The 17,900-nt window shown below is 63.0% G+C and carries 12 protein-coding genes and 1 riboswitch; of the genes, 8 read left to right on the top strand and 4 right to left on the bottom strand.

Annotation, left to right across the window (positions count from 1 at the left end; genetic code table 11):
• Window positions 1-176: 176 nt before the first annotated feature.
• Complete coding sequence (locus tag HMPREF2842_RS08450) at window positions 177-1,760, bottom strand: dehydrogenase (protein WP_070644213.1); 1,584 nt, start codon at window positions 1,758-1,760, stop codon at window positions 177-179.
• Between the two features lie 413 nt (window positions 1,761-2,173).
• On the opposite strand from HMPREF2842_RS08450, the gene HMPREF2842_RS08445 reads away from it, so the two are divergent.
• Window positions 2,174-4,762, top strand: coding sequence for a helix-hairpin-helix domain-containing protein (locus tag HMPREF2842_RS08445; protein WP_246823241.1), 2,589 nt, complete (start codon window positions 2,174-2,176; stop codon window positions 4,760-4,762).
• A gap of 163 nt (window positions 4,763-4,925) precedes the next feature.
• Here HMPREF2842_RS08445 and HMPREF2842_RS08440 read toward each other — a convergent pair whose 3' ends face one another.
• Window positions 4,926-5,762 (bottom strand): aldo/keto reductase, encoded by an 837-nt coding sequence (locus tag HMPREF2842_RS08440; protein WP_070644208.1) that lies wholly within the window; start codon window positions 5,760-5,762, stop codon window positions 4,926-4,928.
• Window positions 5,763-5,937: 175 nt separating this feature from the next.
• Window positions 5,938-10,077 carry a DEAD/DEAH box helicase gene (locus tag HMPREF2842_RS08435; RefSeq protein ID WP_070644205.1) on the bottom strand — a complete coding sequence of 1,380 codons (4,140 nt, stop codon included), beginning with the start codon at window positions 10,075-10,077 and terminating at the stop codon, window positions 5,938-5,940.
• Between HMPREF2842_RS08435 and HMPREF2842_RS08430 the strand changes: the two genes are divergently transcribed.
• From HMPREF2842_RS08430 to HMPREF2842_RS08415, 4 genes are all read left to right on the top strand, one after another.
• Window positions 10,057-10,287, top strand: a complete 231-nt coding sequence (locus HMPREF2842_RS08430) for a hypothetical protein (RefSeq protein WP_070644202.1) — start codon at window positions 10,057-10,059, stop codon at window positions 10,285-10,287. The two genes, HMPREF2842_RS08435 and HMPREF2842_RS08430, sit on opposite strands and share 21 nt — an antisense overlap.
• A 56-nt stretch (window positions 10,288-10,343) precedes the next feature.
• Window positions 10,344-10,478, top strand: a riboswitch (SAM riboswitch).
• A gap of 35 nt (window positions 10,479-10,513) precedes the next feature.
• Window positions 10,514-10,741 carry a hypothetical protein gene (locus HMPREF2842_RS08425; protein ID WP_005506796.1) on the top strand — a complete coding sequence of 76 codons (228 nt, stop codon included), beginning with the start codon at window positions 10,514-10,516 and terminating at the stop codon, window positions 10,739-10,741.
• A 10-nt stretch (window positions 10,742-10,751) separates the two neighbouring features.
• Entirely contained in the window at window positions 10,752-11,186 is a 435-nt protein-coding gene (locus HMPREF2842_RS08420; RefSeq protein ID WP_005508979.1) for a PIN domain-containing protein, read from the top strand.
• A gap of 129 nt (window positions 11,187-11,315) precedes the next feature.
• On the top strand, window positions 11,316-13,793 hold the full coding sequence (locus tag HMPREF2842_RS08415; protein ID WP_070644201.1) for a cell division protein PerM: 2,478 nt from the start codon (window positions 11,316-11,318) through the stop codon (window positions 13,791-13,793).
• Between the two features lie 12 nt (window positions 13,794-13,805).
• Here the strand turns inward: HMPREF2842_RS08415 and HMPREF2842_RS08410 are convergent, their stop codons facing one another.
• Window positions 13,806-14,396: a 4-hydroxyphenylpyruvate dioxygenase gene (locus HMPREF2842_RS08410; RefSeq protein ID WP_070644198.1), complete on the bottom strand. Its 591-nt coding sequence runs from the start codon at window positions 14,394-14,396 to the stop codon at window positions 13,806-13,808.
• Window positions 14,397-14,598: 202 nt separating this feature from the next.
• Between HMPREF2842_RS08410 and purN the strand changes: the two genes are divergently transcribed.
• The 3 genes from purN (at window position 14,599) to HMPREF2842_RS08395 (ending at window position 17,851) form a co-directional block, all read left to right on the top strand.
• On the top strand, window positions 14,599-15,180 hold the full coding sequence (gene purN / locus HMPREF2842_RS08405) for a phosphoribosylglycinamide formyltransferase (RefSeq protein WP_044150744.1): 582 nt from the start codon (window positions 14,599-14,601) through the stop codon (window positions 15,178-15,180).
• A 210-nt stretch (window positions 15,181-15,390) separates the two neighbouring features.
• On the top strand, window positions 15,391-17,001 hold the full coding sequence (purH, locus tag HMPREF2842_RS08400) for a bifunctional phosphoribosylaminoimidazolecarboxamide formyltransferase/IMP cyclohydrolase (protein WP_070644195.1): 1,611 nt from the start codon (window positions 15,391-15,393) through the stop codon (window positions 16,999-17,001).
• 268 nt (window positions 17,002-17,269) lie between these two features.
• Window positions 17,270-17,851: a TetR/AcrR family transcriptional regulator gene (locus HMPREF2842_RS08395; protein WP_049341495.1), complete on the top strand. Its 582-nt coding sequence runs from the start codon at window positions 17,270-17,272 to the stop codon at window positions 17,849-17,851.
• Window positions 17,852-17,900: the final 49 nt, after the last annotated feature.

Here is a 17,900-nt window from a genome sequence, read left to right as displayed (position 1 = left end):
AACACCCACGCTAAGCAACCCACGCTAAGCCACATCGGCTATCGGTACCGGCTACTAGTACACCGGCTACCGGTGCATGCGTAAAGCCCGCGTCACCTGCTCCTCTCAGGGAGCGGGGGACGCGGGCTTTCGCTGTCTCCAGGGATGAACCCGACGAGAGGCTCGCGGGAGTGCGCTTAGAGAGGCGCCACCTCAGCCTCTTCGGCCAGCGGGTCGTCGTCATCATCGGTGCGGTAGAAATCCCAGCGTTCACAACCGCAACCCGAACGCATCGCCTCAATGACGGCGGCAGCAGCCTCCAGCGGGTCGAGCGCGTGCAGGTTCCACAGCGCATGCACCGGTACCGGGTGCCTCCAGCCGTGCTCCTGCAGGAACTCCGGGTCGAAGGCGGGCAGCGCCTCGACGGTGGGTTCAAGCTCGCAGAGGAAACCGGTGGGGGAGCGGAAAACCGTCACCACGGGGGTCGGGTCGGCATCTTCCAGGCAGGCTCCGTCGAAGAAGTAGTAGGTGCTCAGACGGCGGTTCCAGGCAAGCTGCGCGAGGCGTTCGCCGAAGACTTCCACCGTCTGCTCCCACTGGGTGCGGTGGTACGCCGCCAGGTTGGTGTGGGCGGTCTGCACCACGCCGATGCCCTGCTCGGTGAGTTCGCGGGCGCTCAGACGCGCGGGCTCTGCCGGTTCCGCCGGTTCTGCGGGAGCGCCCGCAGGGGATGCGTCCGGGGTATCCAGCTCTGCTAGTTCTGCTTCGGGGAGCTCAGCGTTAGTCAGCTCAGCGTCGAGGAGCTCAAGCTCCTCAGCCGCGCTCGCCTCGGTCTCGTTCGACTCAGCGGCAGCTGCGTTTGCTTCGTTCTTCGTCCACAGGCGCAGCTCGCGGGCAATCTGCGTGCGTCCGCGATGCAGAGTCGTCTGCCAGGAACCGAACTTGGCGCGTACCGCACCCAGCGGCGGCACCTGCTCAATGAGCGTGGGAATGGTAGACCAGTAGCCGTAGTTCAGCGCCGTCGGCTCGCGGTCGTAGCGGGCGCAATAGCTCAAAAAGAGGCTCAGAGTCTTCGGTGCAAAATCCTCGGGTACCGCCGCGGCGTCGATATACCACTCGTTCTCGAGCGCCTCCGCCGGGTAAATGCCGGTGCGGAGCATGCCCAGGGACCAGTCGCCGTCGCCGAGGTAATCGTTGACCGTCTGTGCGGGGGCAGGCCACGCGGATTCGCCCTCCATGCTGGAGGCGAGCAGGGTGTACAGGCTACCGCCCTCGGTGCCGATTTCTTTCACGCCTCGCTGCCGGATGTCCTCGAGGGTCTGCGCGTAGGCTTCTTCCTCCAGCTGGGAGTAGGGGTGTGCGGCAAGGTACTTGAGCGTTGCGCCAATCTTCGCCAGAACGTGTGCAATGTCTTCATTGTTGAAGTGGCGTGCCTCCAGCGCGGGCGGCAGGTCGTGAATAATATCGCAATCAAGAATCAGCGCCGTGTACTCGGGCTCCGGAGGCAGATCGTAGGCTTCCGCGAAAACGTACCAGAGGCCGCAGGCGAGCACCGTGTAGCTCGGGGCGTCTGCCGTGACCGGGCCAAACTGCCAGATGCCGGAGCTCAGCGCATAGTTCAGGTACTTCTTGTTGATGCGCGGGTACAGAAAGTTGAGGCGGCGGAGAACCTGGGTAGGGGTGAACCCCAGCGCGGCGAGTTCGGCGATGAGTTCCGCGTACTCGTCGTGAAAATCTAAGTAGCCCTCCGGAGCGTTTGATAGCGCGGCTTGTTCGCGCATGGGTCCCTCTTTCATCTGCGGGATGTGGCGGCACCTTGTCGTACCGTGCCGCCGAAACCCTGAATGTGTGCACGCAGATAAGGGTGTTTGCGTGGTGTGAGGCCACCCCTTATCTGCACGAATAAGAGATATTTTTTCAAAAAAATATGCTCTTTTATCTAAATTTATCGCTGAAACTTAGCACTATTCAAATATGTGAACCCCTAACACGGTTTCTTACGGAAAGATGACAATGTTTAGCGCACCCACAGGGCAAAATGTGCGTAAAGACTCGTAATCTGCGCTAGAAGATACGGTGGAAAAATACGCTTACCCGCACCCGCACAGGCGAGCAAAATACGCCCCGCGCTGACTCTTTCCTCAGCATTACCTGCCAACCCATGAGCCGCGGCGAAATATGCGAAACTGGAAGGATGAGCGAACACCCCCTCCCGAGCAGCATCCGCCCGCGCGCGGATCGAGCTGCATACCCCGCGCCCAGCAGCGCCGCCGGCAATGAACCCAGCAGCGCCGCCGGCAACGAACCCAGCAGCGCCGCACACCGCGAAAAACACGAAACCGGCGGCACAGCTGAGCAGCCCGCCGAGCACCTCATTAACGCGCTCGCCGTAGAAACCGGCATTGCGCCGCACCGCATCCGCGCAGCCGTGGCGCTGCTTGACGCCGACAACTCCGTACCCTTCATCGCCCGCTACCGCAAAGAAGCGACGGGCGCGCTCACCGACACCCAGCTGCGCACCATCCAGTCGCGCCTGGGCCAGCTCCGCGCCCTCGAAGAGCGCCGCAACCGCGTGCTCGAAGCGCTCACCGAACGCGCCGATGAAGGCCTCATCGACCCGCTCACCCTGCTGCAGCTGCGTTCCTCGCTCATGAACGCCGCCACCATTGCAGACGTGAATGCCATCTACGCCCCGTACCGCAGCGAGCGCGTGACCCGCGCCCAGATGGCGCGTGCCGCCGGGCTTGATTCCCTCGTCGAAGACCTGCTGGAGGTGCCCCTCGCCGAGGCGCACGCCATCGCTGCCGCGTACATTACCGACGGCACCGAAGACGACGGGGACGATGGGGATGATGAGGACGAGAGCATTGAGGTTGCAGAGGCGGACGAAGCCCTGCAGATTCACAGCGCCGAAGAGGCCCTCGACGGTGCCCGCGCAATCCTGGTTGACCGCGCCCTCACCGACCCGGTGCTGAGCGAAAAGCTCCTCAAGCGCCTGCGTGAAGGTGGCGTAATCGAGTCCCGCGTGATTGCCGGTCAGGAAAGCATCGGTGCGAAGTTCTCCGACTATTTCGCCTTCTCGGACCGTATTCGTTCCATTCCGCCGCACCGCGTGCTGGCGCTGCACCGCGCCAAGGATGCCGGCGTGGTGCGCCTCAAGGTGGATGTGGCACCCGCCCCCGTGGCGCTCAGCCGCCTGCGTGATGCCGCCCGCGCCGAAGCTGAGGCCGCCACCGAAAATTACGAGAACGTCCGTTCTGCATACGAGCGTGAAGTCGCCGCCGCGCTACGCATCCCCGTGCAGGTGCTCAACACCGTCGACGACGAAGACCGCGTACTCGGCTGGCTCGCCGCCACCGTGCGCACCGCATGGCGCAGCCACCTGCGCCCGCGCCTTGCCGAACGCATCCGCCACCAGCTACTCGACGCCGCCGCACAGCACGCGACCGAGGTGTTCGCCTCCAACCTACGCGATATTCTGCTCGCCGCACCCGCCGGACACAAGACCACCCTCGGCCTGGACCCGGGCCTGCGCCACGGCGTGAAATACGCCGTGGTCGACGGTACCGGTGAGCCGCTGCGCGTGGGCACCGTCTACCCGCACGCCCCGCGCAATCAGTGGGAGGAGGCGTTGCGCGAGCTCGCCGCCGCCTGCCGCGAGCACAGCGTGGAACTCATCGCCATTGGCAACGGCACCGCAAGCCGCGAAACCGACAAGCTCGCCAGCGAACTGATCCGCACCCTGCGCGAGGAAGGCGCAGAAGCACCCCAGAAGGTGACCGTCTCGGAAGCGGGCGCCTCCGTCTACTCCGCCTCCGCGCTCGCTGCCGCCGAGCTGCCCGACTACGACGTGACCGTACGCGGCGCCGTCTCCATTGCCCGCCGCCTGCAGGACCCGCTCGCCGAGCTCGTTAAAATCGACCCGCAGTCCATCGGCGTGGGCCAGTACCAGCACGACGTGCCGCCCGCCGCCCTGCGCCGCGCCCTCAACGACACCGTCGAAGACTGCGTGAACGCCGTGGGCGTGAACCTCAACAGCGCCTCCGTGCAGCTGCTCGCGCACGTGGCGGGCGTGGGTACCGCAACCGCCGAACGCATCGTCGCCTACCGCACCGAACACGGCGCCTTCGCGAACCGCCAGCAGCTGCTGAACGTGCCGCGACTGGGCGCGAAAACCTTCCGCCAGGCGGCAGGATTTATTCGCATCCGCGGCGGTGAGGAGCCGCTGGACGCCTCCGCCGTGCACCCGGAAGCCTACCCGCTCGCGCGCCGCATTATTGCCGACGCGCAGGCGCGCAACGGCGCCCACTGGGTTGCCGGCGCCCTGGGTACCTCGGATGGAACCGACCCGCTCGCCGGGCTGAACCCCGCCGACTACGTGCAGGACAGCCACGAGCAGGACGGCCACATGCCGGAGAGTGCGGAAGGCACCGCCGGCGTGTACACGGTCGAGGACATCTTCGCCGAGCTGCGCCGCCCCGGCCTGGACCCGCGCGGTAGCTTCCGCACCGCCCGCTTCTCCGAGTCCGTCTCGCACTTCGAGGACGTGCGCCCCGGCATGGTGCTCGAGGGCACCGTCTCGAACGTGGCGGCATTCGGTGCGTTCGTGGATATTGGCGTGCACCAGGACGGCCTCGTGCACATCTCGCAGATGAGCCGCGGCTATGTGGCGAACCCGCACGATATTGTGCGCAGCGGCGACATCGTGCAGGTGCGCGTCGTGGAGGTCGACCCGGCTCGCCGCCGCATCTCCCTCTCCCTGCTGGTGGAGGACGAGAACTAGCGGGGGAGAGCGCAAGCGTTCGCTGACCTGTTGAGCAATCCGCGAATGAGCATTCTCTAAAACCTTAGCTCCCGCAAGAGCGCACAAAAGCCCCGACAAACACTATCTGTGCCTGTCGGGGCTTTATGTAGGTTCGATTCGAGCTCTACGCCCGAGCTACACCTTAGAAGTCGATGTTCGCCGGGTCAGCGCCAATACGACCCTCGGGGGTGGAAAGCGCATCCACAGCCGCGATGTCCTCGGCGGTCAGCTTCACGTTCACCGACGCCAGGTTCTCCTCAATGCGGGAGGGGGTCACAGACTTCGGGATAGCCACGGTGCCCTTAGCCAGGTGCCACGCCAGCACAACCTGCGCGGGGGTTGCGCCGTGACGCTCCGCAATCTCAGTCAGCACGGGGTTCTGCAGCAGGTCGCTACCGTTGCCCAGCGGGCTCCACGCCTGAGTCGCGATGCCGTACTCGGCGTGAACGGCGCGCAGCGCCTCCTGCGAGAAGTAGGGGTGCAGCTCAATCTGGTGGATGACCGGAATTACGCCGGTCTCCTCGATAATCTCGCGCAGCTGCTCCTCGGGGAAGTTCGAAACACCAATGGAACGGACCTTACCCTGCTTCTGCAGCTCAATCAGCGCCCGCCAGGAATCCAGGTACAGGCCCTGCTGCGGCTTAGCCCAGTGAATCAGGTACAGGTCAACGTAGTCGGTGCCCAGCTTCTCCAGGGACGCCTCAAACGCCTCAAAAGCGCTCTCGTAACCCTGATCGGAGTTCCACAGCTTGGTGGTGAGGAAGATGTCCTCACGAGCCACGCCGGAGTTAGCGATAGCGCGGCCTACGCCCGCCTCGTTGCCGTAAATAGCGGCGGTGTCGATGTGGCGGTAGCCGATCTCCAGGGCGGTGGCCACGACCTTCTCGGCGACCTCGTCCTCAACCTGCCACACGCCGTAGCCCAGCTGCGGAATGGATCGGCCGTCGTTGAACTTTACGTTGGGTACGTTGTAGCTCATGATGCTCCTTTGGAATCTATGGGGAGGCGGCGCCTCCGTAAGCAGTCCTTCAAGGCTACGCCTCAGAGCCCCCGTTGAGAAGGGCCGGGCCAGAATCGGGCGTGAATCTAGCCGGAGGCGTAACCAAATGACAAAAATGACGGGTGCCAGAAATACCGCTCAGACTCGAGGGCGGCTACCGCTCGACAGCCGGCACGAAGAGCTCGCGCACATCCTCAGCCGTCACCGCCGCGGAGGCGAACTCACCCTCACCGACCACCGCATCGAAGAGCGCCGCCTTCGACTCCTTGAGCTGCATGACCTTCTCCTCAATCGTGCCCTCGGCGACCAGGCGGTAGACGTGCACCTCCTTGTCCTGGCCGATGCGGTGAATACGGTCCACTGCCTGCTGCTCAGCGGCGGGGTTCCACCACGGATCCATGATGAACACGTGATCCGCCTCGGTCAGGTTCAGACCGAAACCGCCAGCCTTGAGCGAAATGAGGAACACCGGCTCCTGACCGCTCGTGAACGCCTCGATGACCTCGGCGCGGTTGCGGGTCGAACCGTCCAGGTACAGGTGGCCGATGCCCTCCTCCGCCAGGCGTGCCGAAATGCTCTTGAGGTAGCCGGTGAACTGGCTGAACACCAGCACGCGGTGGCCCTTCTCGAGCAGGTCGGGTAGCTGCTGAACCAGGTAGTCGCGCTTGACCGACGACACCCCGGCGTAGGCTTCCGGATCAATCAGCGCGGCATCAAGCGCCAGACGGCGCAGCAGGGTCAGCGACTGGAAGATCGTGAACCGGTTCTTATCCATATCCTCCAGTAGACCCAGCACCTTCTGGCGTTCACGCTGCAGATGCGTGTCATAGATGCGGCGGTGACCGGGAGCCAGCGGCAGGTTCACGCGCGTATCGTTCTTCGCCGGAAGCTCCACCGCCACCAGCTCCTTGGTGCGGCGTAGCATGAGCGGGCGGATGCGCCGGCGCAGACGAGCAGCCGTCGCCGCGGCGTGCGCCGGGTCCTCGCCGGACTCCGCCGGGCGAGCGTACAGGTCACGGAACGCACGGGCTGAGGGGAACAGGCCGTCCGCCACAATCGCCAGCAGCGCCCACAGCTCCATGAGGTTGTTCTCAATGGGCGTGCCGGTCATCGCGATCTTGGTGCGGGCGGGTATCGCGCGGGCGATAGACCAGGCGCGGGTGCCGGTATTTTTGACGAATTGCGCCTCGTCCAGCAGGAGCGCACCCCAGCCTTCGGGGGCGGACTGCTCGCCCGCGAATTCGTCAACGGTACGGCCTAGCGTGCGGGCGTAACCGGTGTATGCGTCCTCGTCCATGCGCAGCAGCGTGTAGCTGGTCAGCACCAGGTGCGCCCCGGCGATGCGCTCGGCAAGTGGGGTCTTACCGGCGGTGGTTTCGGTGATGGTCACGACCTTCGCCTCGGGCAGGAAGCGTTCCGCCTCCGCCGCCCAGTTGGTGATGACGGAGGTCGGGGCAACCACGAGGAAAGGTGCGAACGGCTCGATGCTCTCACCGCGCTCGGTGGTACGTTCGGAGGCGGCACGGTGCTCCTCAATCGCGTGGGCGAGCAGTGCGAGAGCCTGCACGGTCTTACCCAGACCCATATCATCCGCGAGAATACCGCCCAGACGCTGCTCGTACAGGAACGACAGCCACTGGAAACCCTCCACCTGGTAGGGGCGCAGGGTCGCCTGCAGGCCGGCGGGTACCGGGCGCTGAGCGATAACCCGACGGGACGCCTTCTGAGGTGCGGGGGAATCCTGAGTGCCCTTGTCGAGAGCTTTTTCAGCGCCCTTTTCGGGGCTCTCTTCGGTGCTTTCCTCGGCATCCCCCAAACCCTCAACCAGCTCCAGCAGCGAACGCACCTGAGCATCCCACCGCGCGGTCGTATGCACGCTCGCCGCCAGCGACTCCAGCTCAGAGAACAACCCCGCCTGGTGACGGTTAATGCGCAACTCACCGCCCGCATCGTCGAGTTCGCGAGCCTCCGCAATGAGGGTGCGCAGGGTCTTAAACTCGGATCGACGCAGCGAGAAATAGGTGCCGTTACCGAGCAGAATACGGTCTGCCCCGCGGTCGAGCGCCTCAAAAATCTGGGCAAACGGCACGGTCCAATTGTTGACCTTCACCGCAATGCCCAGGCCGAACCAGTCACGAGAATTGCCCTCGCTCACGGTGATTTCAATCAGCGCGTCGGTTGCCTCCACGAACTCCGGCGGAGTGCCGTTAAAACGCACCTGAACAGCGGAAACACGGCGAAGCTTCGGCAGAATCGCACTGAGCAACTCGCGGGTTTCCCAGCCTTCGATGCGGCGCTCCTCCAGCCCGGAAAGAGCCGGATGGGAGGCAAGAATAGTGCGCACAGAACGCAGTACGCGCGCCTCAAAACGCTCATCACGAATCTCGCCGCCCTCTTCACCGGGGTAACCGAAAACGGGTAGAGACTGCACATCGGAAGCACCCGCAGCATCCTGCGCGCTCGCCTCCTCTGCGCTGTCCTCCGCGAAGGGGTTCAGCGGGTACTCCCAATGCCAGCTCAGCTGTGCGTCGTGGCGTACCTGCTCGTCAAAGCTGATTTCAAGCACCAGATGCGGCGGCTTCACGCGCGGCAGCGCCAGCGCCGGATCGGGGGTCAGCGAGGGAATGGAGCGGCTGAGCGCGGGCAGGTACTCTTTCTGGAACGTGGCGCGTTCCGCAGCGGGAATGTGCACGGTTCCGGCGCTAATGAGCGATTCGGAGGCGGCATCGAGCGGCTCGACCAGGGGGATGAGCGCCAGTTCCACACCCTCGGGCAGTTCGGGCACGGCGGGGGAGTAGCGCACCCGTTCACCCTGCGCCGGGTTGATGGTCGGGGTAGAGGGCTCAGTAGGCGCCTCCTGCGCGTCCTTTTGGGCAGCCTTTTGAACGAAAGATTCGCGGCTCACTTCATCCAGTGCGCCGGGGCGCACGGTCTTCCAGTGCACCGCCTTTGCCGCCTGCTCGTACTCCTGCTGGGCGAGCCCGCCCAGGGCAAAGAAGCCGGTACGCGGGGTGCCGATGGGGTGGCAGTGCGCGGCGGGCAGCCAGAGCTGGCGCAGTAGTTCGCCTTCGCGTCCTTCCCAGCTGAGCGCTGCTTGAAGCCGCAGACCGGTACCTTCCGCGTGCTTCTCTTCGCTGGCGGCGGCATGCAGGCGCACCTGTGCGGGGCTCAGCACGGCGTAGTTCACTTCGCGACCGTTGACGAGCAGGGGCAGGCCAATATCCTCCGCGCGGGCGAGTACGTCCCAGAGCAGAGTGGAGGCGCAAGCGCTGATTGAGATCCAGTCGCGGTGCGAGGAATACATGTTCTGCCAGGGGCGGGCAATCGAGTAGAGCTCGGCGAAGAACCGTTCGTGTTCGGGGTAGATTTCGTGCCGTCCGACGGGTCCGCCCACGCTGGAGGCGAAGGTTTCCCAGCTGAGTCCGCCCTTGATCCAGCGCCCGGTTTTGGATGCCATGAGCGGGCGGGCGAGCAGGTTAATGCTGGGGGTTGCGCCGGGCATATTGCGGCCGCGCGCGTAGGAACCGGAGACGCTCAGCGAGAAATCCAGGGCACCGCTCACACGCATCGAATCAATGCCCGCAAGGTCCTGACGTGCGGAAAGAACGGAGGAGAGGTCGCGTCGCCATGCCGAGATTTTGGTGGCGGATGCCTCTGCCTGCAGGCTTGGGGAGGCGCCTAGCTCGTTGAGCGCAAAGCTTCCCTGCGCCTCTTCGTGCTCGGCAGCCGCTGCATCGGGTGAGGGCAGCTTCGCCGCGGTGGTGAGTGCACCGGAGGCGCGCAGCGCCGCGAGCGGGTCGGCGGATTTCTTCGCCTCCGCAACGTTTGCGCTCTTTGAATCTGCGGATCCCTTTGCCTCTGCCGCGTCCTTTGCCGCGGCACCGGGTACGCCGACCGGCCCGGGGTGTTCGCTGAGTGCTTTTTTCGCTACGGAGGCGCGGTCGAGCGCGGTGAGCATGAGCGCTACGGCGTGCTTGCAGTCGGTGAGCACGGGGCAGGTGCAGCGGGCGGTGAAGGTTGCGGAGCCGCTGACGGCGGGGAAGAAGCGAATGGTCACTTCGTAGGGGATGATGGTGCTTCCGTTGACGAGCCCGGTGAGGGTTCGCTCGTCTTCGTCGTAGCTGTAGCGGATGACTTCGCGGTTGCGCTGGTAGGCGAGGCCGCGCTGGTAGGTGCGGTGCCCGGCCTGGCGAATGATCTGCGGTACGGTGACGGGAATTTCGGGGAAGGGGTTGTTGGCGCTCACCAGCTCATTATCGCGTATTGTGCGGGTATGCGCCTTGTTGCTGGTCATTTGCTGGCGGCTGCCGGGCTGGCTGTTGGACTGACTGCCGGGCTGGTTGCCGGGGTGACTATTGAGCGGTGGTTTGGGGTGTATTTCGTATTTGTGGTGGGGGAGTTTTTAGCGCATAAAAACACCGGTATTCACATAAGATATTCCGCGCAGTATCAAAAATTCACGCCATTTAAAACGTTTTCACAAGCCAAAACGCTAATAATCTAAATCTCTTTCAAAAAACGCTTTACTTAACTTGAGAAAATGCTGTAAGCTAAACCCAGCTTCAAGAGTTTCGACTGATAAGCTCCGACTATGGTCGAACGCCAACCCCATGTTCACGGGTGGCTCGGATGACGAAGCGGTTTGTATTCACCACCGGAATAACCGGTGGTAATTGGTACAGACAAGAGCAACGCGAAAGGATCGCGCCACTCACGGCGCAGGTTGTCACATGTACAACGGCTCTGCAACCGAAGCAGCAATCTCTCTGAACCCCTCCCGCTCCTACCAGGAAAGCCTGCGTGCCGCAGCTGTCCCCGCGCGAGGCGGATACACCGCAGTCAGCATTGACGATTACTCCCGCATTTCTTCTAAGCGCGACGAGTTCCTGAACTTCCTTCTTCTGCCGAACCCCGAGGGTATCCCCGCTATTGAGTACGCCGGTCTGCGCGTAGCGTAGCATTAGGGGTATGAATTTCTCCGGTATGCTTCTGGACTCCGACGTTCTTGCGGAGATCCGTAAGGCGGATCCAGACCCCGCCGTGGTCGCTTTTCTGCGCCGCCGCTCGTTCCGGCACATGTACATTTCTGTGCTGAGCATTGGCGAGCTGAAGGGCCTGTACCCCTACCCGGAAACTGACCGCTGGATTACCGAACTTCTTGAGCGCTTTGGCGACCACGTTATTAACGTGGACGCGCGCGTGAGCCTCGAGTGGGCTGGTCGCCAGGCGCCGCGCGGCGTGCATGCCGTAGGCCGTGATGATGCCGGTCCGCTGCCTACCGCCGCCCTGGAGGGTCTGATGGCGGCGAGTGCGAGTGCCTATGATTTGGAGCTGATTTCTTCTAAGGCGCAGGTGTACCGCGCCTGGGGTGTTGAAGCTTCCAACCCGTGGACTGAGCAGTAAAACTTCGCCTGATGCGCGCCCTCGCGTGCGCGTCTGGATGAATACCTGTGTGAATAGTTGTGAGAACCCGCTTTCGAGTGTTAATCGGAGGCGGGTTTCGTGGTTAATTCGTGGCATGATTGAAGGACGATGAAAAGCACCTCACCTATCTCTCGTTATTCCATGCCCATGCCTCTGTGGCTTCAGGGTGTTGTTGAGCTAATTGTTACTGCCCTGTTCTCTGCGCTTGCAGTGTTTGCGGCGATGTCTGCCGTGTGGGCGACCAAGGGTTTTGGCGACATGGAGTTCTCCTCCGTGGCCGCCATGTCGGCGCACCTGTGGCTTCTGATTCACGGTGTTCCTTTGGATCTTGCGGCTGCTTTTGGTGCTTCTGCCGGCACGATGACGCTGGTGCCGCTGGGTTTGAGTATTCTGCCTCTGCTGCTCTGTTACCGTTCGGGTCGTCGCCTGGCGCGCGCCTCGTATGAGGGTGAGTTTTTGATTCCGGTGCTGTCCGGTTCGGTGACTTATGCCCTGATTAGCTCGGCGATGTACGGTTGGGCGAGCCCGCATCCGCAACCTCTGCAGGCTTTGAATGCTGCCCTGGTGCCTTTGGGTATTGTGGTGGCTGGTCTGATGTGGGGTGGCTACCGTGAGGCGCGTTCGCTCTCGCGCATGGTGGGTGTTGATACTGCGGAGCAGATTTCGCAGATGAGTCAGTATTCGCGTTGGGCGGGCTCGTACGCCTGGGCTGTGGTGCGTGCTGCGGTGGTTGCTTTTGTGGCGCTGGTCGGTCTGGGTGCGGTGCTTTTGGGTATCGGTATTTTGGCGGGCTGGTCGCAGATTGTTGCCACCTACCAGGAGCTGCATGCGGGCGCTGTGGGTGATACTGCGGTGACTCTGTTGCAGCTGGGTTTCTTGCCGAACCTGGTGATTTATGCGATTGCGTGGTCGACCGGTGCCGGTTTCTCCTTTGGTGCGGGTACCTCGGTTGGTTTGACCAGTAGTGATGTTGGTACTTTGCCGATGCTTCCGATTCTGGGTGCTGTGCCCGAGTCAATGGGCACGTTCGGTCTGGTGGGTCTGCTGGTGCCGCTGGGTGCCGGTGCGATTGCTGGCTGGTGGTTCTTGCGTGAGGGTGAGGATCACCTGGATGAGTGGGTTGCCCTGAAGGTTCCGTTCCGCCCGCTGTCTGCGCTGATTTCTGCGGTGGTGCTGGGCATGATGACCGGTATTATGACGTCGTTTGGTGCCCTGTGGCTGGGCTGGATTTCGTACGGCTCTCTGGGTATTGGTCGTTTTACGGAGGTTGGTGCTGAGCCGCTGACTTTTGCGGCGCATACCGCGTTGACGGTGGGCGCCGGCGTGACGTTCGGTATGTTGCTGAGCCGCGCCCTGGTGCCGGATAGCAGCCGTGAGCTGCCTCGTTTTGCGGATGAGCGCCCGAACCTGGGTGAGCGTCTGATGAGTTTTACTGCCTCGACCCGTGAGCGTTTTGCGCAGGGCCGTGAGCGTTTTGCGGAGCGTCGTGAGGAGCGTGCGCAGGCGCGTGCGGAGCGTATGGAGCGTGAGGCTGAGGAAGCTGCGGCACGTGAGGCGGCTGAGCGTGAAGCTGAGGAAGTCGCCGCTCGTGAGGCTGCAGAGCGTGAAGCAGCTGAGCACGAGGCGGAAGAGACGGCACGCGCGGCTGCCTCTAAGAAGGCTTCTGAGAAGAATGTCTCTGAGCCTGAGCAGTCTGTTGTATCTGAGGTGGCGACCGGTCACGTGCCGGTGCATCCGCAGGAGCCGGTGGTTGCCGTCCCCGTGGAGGCGACCGAACAGCTGGCGCAGCGTGCGGCGGCGGACGCTTTCGCAGACATCGTTGAAGAGCGTGAAGAGGCGGCTGAAGAGCCCGCCTCCGAAGAGGCTACTGCTGAAGAGAGCCCCGCTGAGCAGTACGAGCCGATTGAGGCCGTTCAGCAGGTCGATTACCTGCACTCTGCCCATGCTGACTCTGCGCAGGCGGAGGATTACGAGAGCATTGAAGCATCTGTTGAGCCTGCCTCCAACGAGTACACTGCTGACGAACACGGCACCTATGACCCTGCCGTGTACGCTCATGACCCCTCCGAGGAGGAGACTCGCGAACTGATTCAGGAGCCCGTCTACGAGGCTACCGAACCTGTGGCAGCTGAGCGTGAGAACGCTGTTGAAGAGCCCGCAGAGCAGACGCCGCGTTCGAAGGGCCGTGCGAGCCGCATTATGGCGTACTTCGGTTTTGGTCTTGAGCAGCCCGCCGCAGCGCAGGGTTCAGAAGCGGCAGAGAGCGCCCACGCTGAACCCGCCCCGCAGGATTCCGCTCAGGACCGCGCGCTTGAGCGTGCGCAGAAGCGCGAGGCGAAGAAGGCGGCCAAGGCGGCACGCAAGAAGCAGAAGAACGACCTAGAGCGTGATTTTGTGGATCGCGAGCTGGATGTCCTCTCTGCCGATCAGGCGATGAGCCGCATCTTTGAGGTTCGTAGCCAGACCGGCATCCTTCCGCTGGTGACCGATGAGGCGTCTACCGTGGAGCTGCCCCCGCTGGATGTCAGCTCCTCGAAGTCCCAGGGCTCTAATGCGCAGGGTTCTAACGCCCGCAAGAAGAACTAGCGCGCAGAACCCCTAACGAGCTGCAGAAGAGCTAGAGCTGGACGCACCGGTGAGCTTGTCCATCGTGCCCTGGAACTTCTGGTCGCAGGTGTACATGTCGGTCTGGGTCAGCGCGGCGGCGCGGCACTCGCGGTACTCCTGCGTGCCGGGCATGAAGGCGAGGCCAATGCCACCGAGCAGGGTCATAGCGCCGTAGATAATGCTGACGCCTGCGGCAATGTAGAAGAACCAGGGGCCGCGGTAGATTGCGGTGCGCACAATCGCAATAATGCTCAGGGTAATGCCGGCGAGCGCGAAGAGGAAGAGCGCCAAGAAAAGCGGCATCGTGGAAAGCACGAAGGAAGACGCCGCAAAAATCACCAGCGCGGCAACAATCAGCATGAGCGAGGTGCGAATATTCGCTTTCTGCTGTTCGATGGGGTCGATGGGCTTGCGCGGCTTCTTGCCCTGAGGTCCCCGAGGCTGCGGCATCATGTTCTGCGGTGCCTGCTGCGGCGCTCGCGGTGGAACCTGCTGGTTCTGCGGTGCACCGTTGTTCGGGGTGGGCTGCTGCGGGGTGTCGTTCGGAGTGTTGTTCGGGGTGTTCTGCGGGGGAGTAGACATACCTATAAGGGTACCGCCCCGTCTGCCCGTGACCTATTGAGTTTGCGACCTGTTGAGTTTGCGTCCGGTGAACCCCAGTGAGGATTCGTCTCGCCGGGGTTTCTTTGTGCTCGCCTTTGGGCTTTAGGCGTGTTGTGAACCTCTTACCCCCTTTGGATAAGGGTGTGAGACGGGTTATACTAGTCGGGTGCGAATTGTGGTTATGGTATCCGGCTCCGGAACGAATCTTCAGTCCATCCTCGACGCTGTAGCAGCGGGCGAGCTTCCCCTCGACATTGCGGCAGTGGGCGCCGACAAGCCCTGTCTGGGCATTGAACGTGCCCAGGCGGCGGGCGTACCCACCTTCCTGGTGCAGCCCGGCGACTACGCCGACCGCCCCTCCTGGAACCGCGCGCTGGAAGAAAAGATCGCTTCCTACAACCCCGATTACATTGTGTTCGCCGGCTTCATGCGCATTGTTGACGCGCAGCTGGTCGAGCGTTTCAAAAACCGCATTATTAACACCCACCCCGCCCTGCTGCCCTCCTTCCCGGGTGCGCACGGCGTGCGTGACGCCCTAGCGCACGGTGTGAAGATTACCGGCCTGACCGTCCACTTTGTGGATGCGGGCGTTGACACCGGCCCCATCCTCGCCCAGGCGGCAGTGCCCGTTCTGGATGACGACACCGAAGAAACCCTGCACGAACGCATTAAGGTGCAGGAGCGCCGCCTGCTCGTGCAGACCATCGCATCCCTGGCTGAATCTCACGGCGCTGCATCTGACGGCGCTGCATCCGACAGCTAATTCCGCCCACTAGATTTTTGCGGCGGAATGAGCCGAGCTCACACCCCGCCGCCCACACACGTTCCGTTGTGGCACCCGAGTACCCCTGAGGGGAAGGTGCACAGCGGCGGGGAATACCCCACACATATCCTGTCTATCCGGGCAGGCTACGTCCATCCACCAGCTGTGCCGCCGAGAACCGGCGTGCACGTCTAAAGCATCGGAGTATTTGTGTCTCTCATTGAGCTCGATCGCGTGCCCCTGCGCCGCGCCCTCATTTCCGTCTACGACAAGACCGGTCTGGAGGAGTTCGCCCGCGGCCTGCACGAGGCTGGCGTTGCGCTGGTCTCCACCGGCTCCACCGCATCCACCATCGCGGCAGCAGGCGTACCCGTCACCGAGGTCACCGAAGTGACCGGTTTCCCCGAGTGCCTCGAAGGCCGCGTGAAGACCCTGCACCCGCGCATCCACGCCGGTATTCTGGCTGACCGCCGCAAGCAGGAGCACATCGACACCCTCGGCGAGCTGGATGTCGAGCCTTTCGACCTGGTGGTTGTGAACCTGTACCCCTTCGTTGAGACCGTTTCATCCGGTGCCGATCAGGACGCCATCATCGAGAAGATCGACATTGGTGGCCCCTCCATGGTTCGCGCTGCCGCGAAGAACCACGACGCCGTCGCAATTGTGGTAGACCCCGCCGACTACGCGCGCACCGTTGAGGCCGCTAAGAACGGTGGCTTCTCCCTGGATGAGCGCCGCCGCCTTGCCGCTGGCGCATTCGCCCACACCGCCGCATACGACACCGCTGTGGCCACCTGGACTGCATCCCAGTTCCTGCAGGATGAGGACGCTAACTTCTGGCCCCCGTACGCTGGCCTGGGCTTCGAGCGCAGCGAGACCCTGCGTTACGGCGAGAACCCGCACCAGCGTGCCGCCCTGTACGTTGACCCCGCCGCTGCCCCCGGCATTGCTCAGGCGGAGCAGGTGCACGGTAAGGCGATGAGCTACAACAACTACGTTGATGCTGATGCCGCTCTGCGTGCCGCTTACGACTTCGACGAGCCGGCTGTTGCCGTTATCAAGCACAACAACCCCTGCGGTATTGCTGTGGCAACCCCCGGTGCGGCTGACCCGATTGCGGACGCTCACGCGAAGGCGCACGCTTGCGACCCGCTGTCCGCGTACGGCGGCGTGATTGCCGCTAACCGCCCGGTGACCGCCGCTATGGCTCAGACCGTCAAGGGCATCTTCACCGAGGTGATCGTGGCTCCCGGCTTCGAGCCCGAGGCGCTGGAGATCCTGCGTGAGAAGAAGAACCTGCGCCTGCTGGTTCTGCCCGAGAACTTTGCCCGCGAGGCTATCGAGTACCGCCCCATTTCCGGTGGCGCACTCTTCCAGGAGGCTGACCGCCTACAGGCTGAGGGTGACGACCCGAAGAACTGGACCCTGGTTGCCGGTGAGCCGGCTGACGAGGCAACCCTGCGTGGCCTCGAGTTCGCGTGGCGTGCACTGCGTTCGCCCAAGTCCAACGCCATTCTGCTTGCCGATAACGGTGCCGCCGTGGGCATCGGCATGGGCCAGGTGAACCGCGTGGATTCCTGCAAGCTTTCGGTGGAGCGCGCGAACACTCTCGGCGGTGAAGGTAACGAGCGTGCCCGCGGTGCGGTTGCCGCATCCGACGCGTTCTTCCCCTTCGCTGACGGCCTGCAGGTGCTGCTGGACGCCGGCGTGCGTGCCGTCGTGCACCCGGGCGGTTCGATCCGCGACGAGGAAGTTATCGAGGCGGCTAAGGCTGCTGGCGTGACCATGTACCTGACCGGTACCCGCCACTTCTTCCACTAAAAATGTGTAGCGGGCTCAGCCTGCGCTGAGCTGCCCGCTGTGAGCGGGGCATTCTAGGGTGAACCTTCTGGTGAGCCTGGGATGCCCCGCTTTTTCATACTCTCCACCTGGGACATTCGTGTTGGAACATCTGCGGTGGAGCATCCGTATTGTGGGCAGTCGTATTTATAGAATTTTTGCTCTATTTTGCGCCGGATTTGCGCATGAGGGCGCGTCAACAGCGACCAGGATGCGCACGGATTGGCTAAAAGTTCGCTAGGATTAGGGTGTGCCTAAAGTCAGCGAAGAATACAAAAAGAACAGGCGTTCTCAGATTGTAGAGACCGCCCGCGAATGCTTCATCAAGCAGGGTTATCAGAAGGCTTCGATGAGCGAGATTATTGCGGCCACTGGCCTGTCTGCTGGAGCGATTTATAACCACTTCTCCTCCAAGGATGAGATTATCCTGGCGGCAGCCCGCATGGACATGGCGCCTTTCGACCGTATCCGCGCCGAACAGCCCTGGGACTACGTGTTCGGGTGCCTGAAGGTGCTGGACACCCCCAAGATTCGCCGTCACCTGCTCGTCACCTGGGGCGAGGCTGTGGCAATGCCGCAGCTGGCGACCGTGGTGTCTGAACAGCTGAGCTACCTGCGCGATCAGTCCCTGGAGCGCTACCGTGCCTGGGGAGCCGCTGAGCTGGACTTCACCGAAGAGGAGCTTGAAGAGTGGCTGACCGTTATCGGTGCCGCGGTGCTGTCGGTGCTGACCGGTTACGTGGTGCAGACCCAGCTGGTCGCTGGCGGTAAGAAGGAGAGCGCTCGCGAGGCGTACCTGGAGTATGCTTCCGCTATCCTGCGTCAGGCGTAGGGTTTGTAGACCCGCGTAGCTACCGCCGATAAGCCTAAAGGCCGGTTTA

Origin of the sequence: Rothia sp. HMSC069C10 (assembly GCF_001812205.1) — a bacterium.
Taxonomy (GTDB): Bacteria; Actinomycetota; Actinomycetes; order Actinomycetales; family Micrococcaceae; genus Rothia; species Rothia mucilaginosa.
The sequence above is the reverse complement of the archived record's forward strand: the minus strand, read 5'-3'. Positions and strand labels throughout refer to the sequence as shown.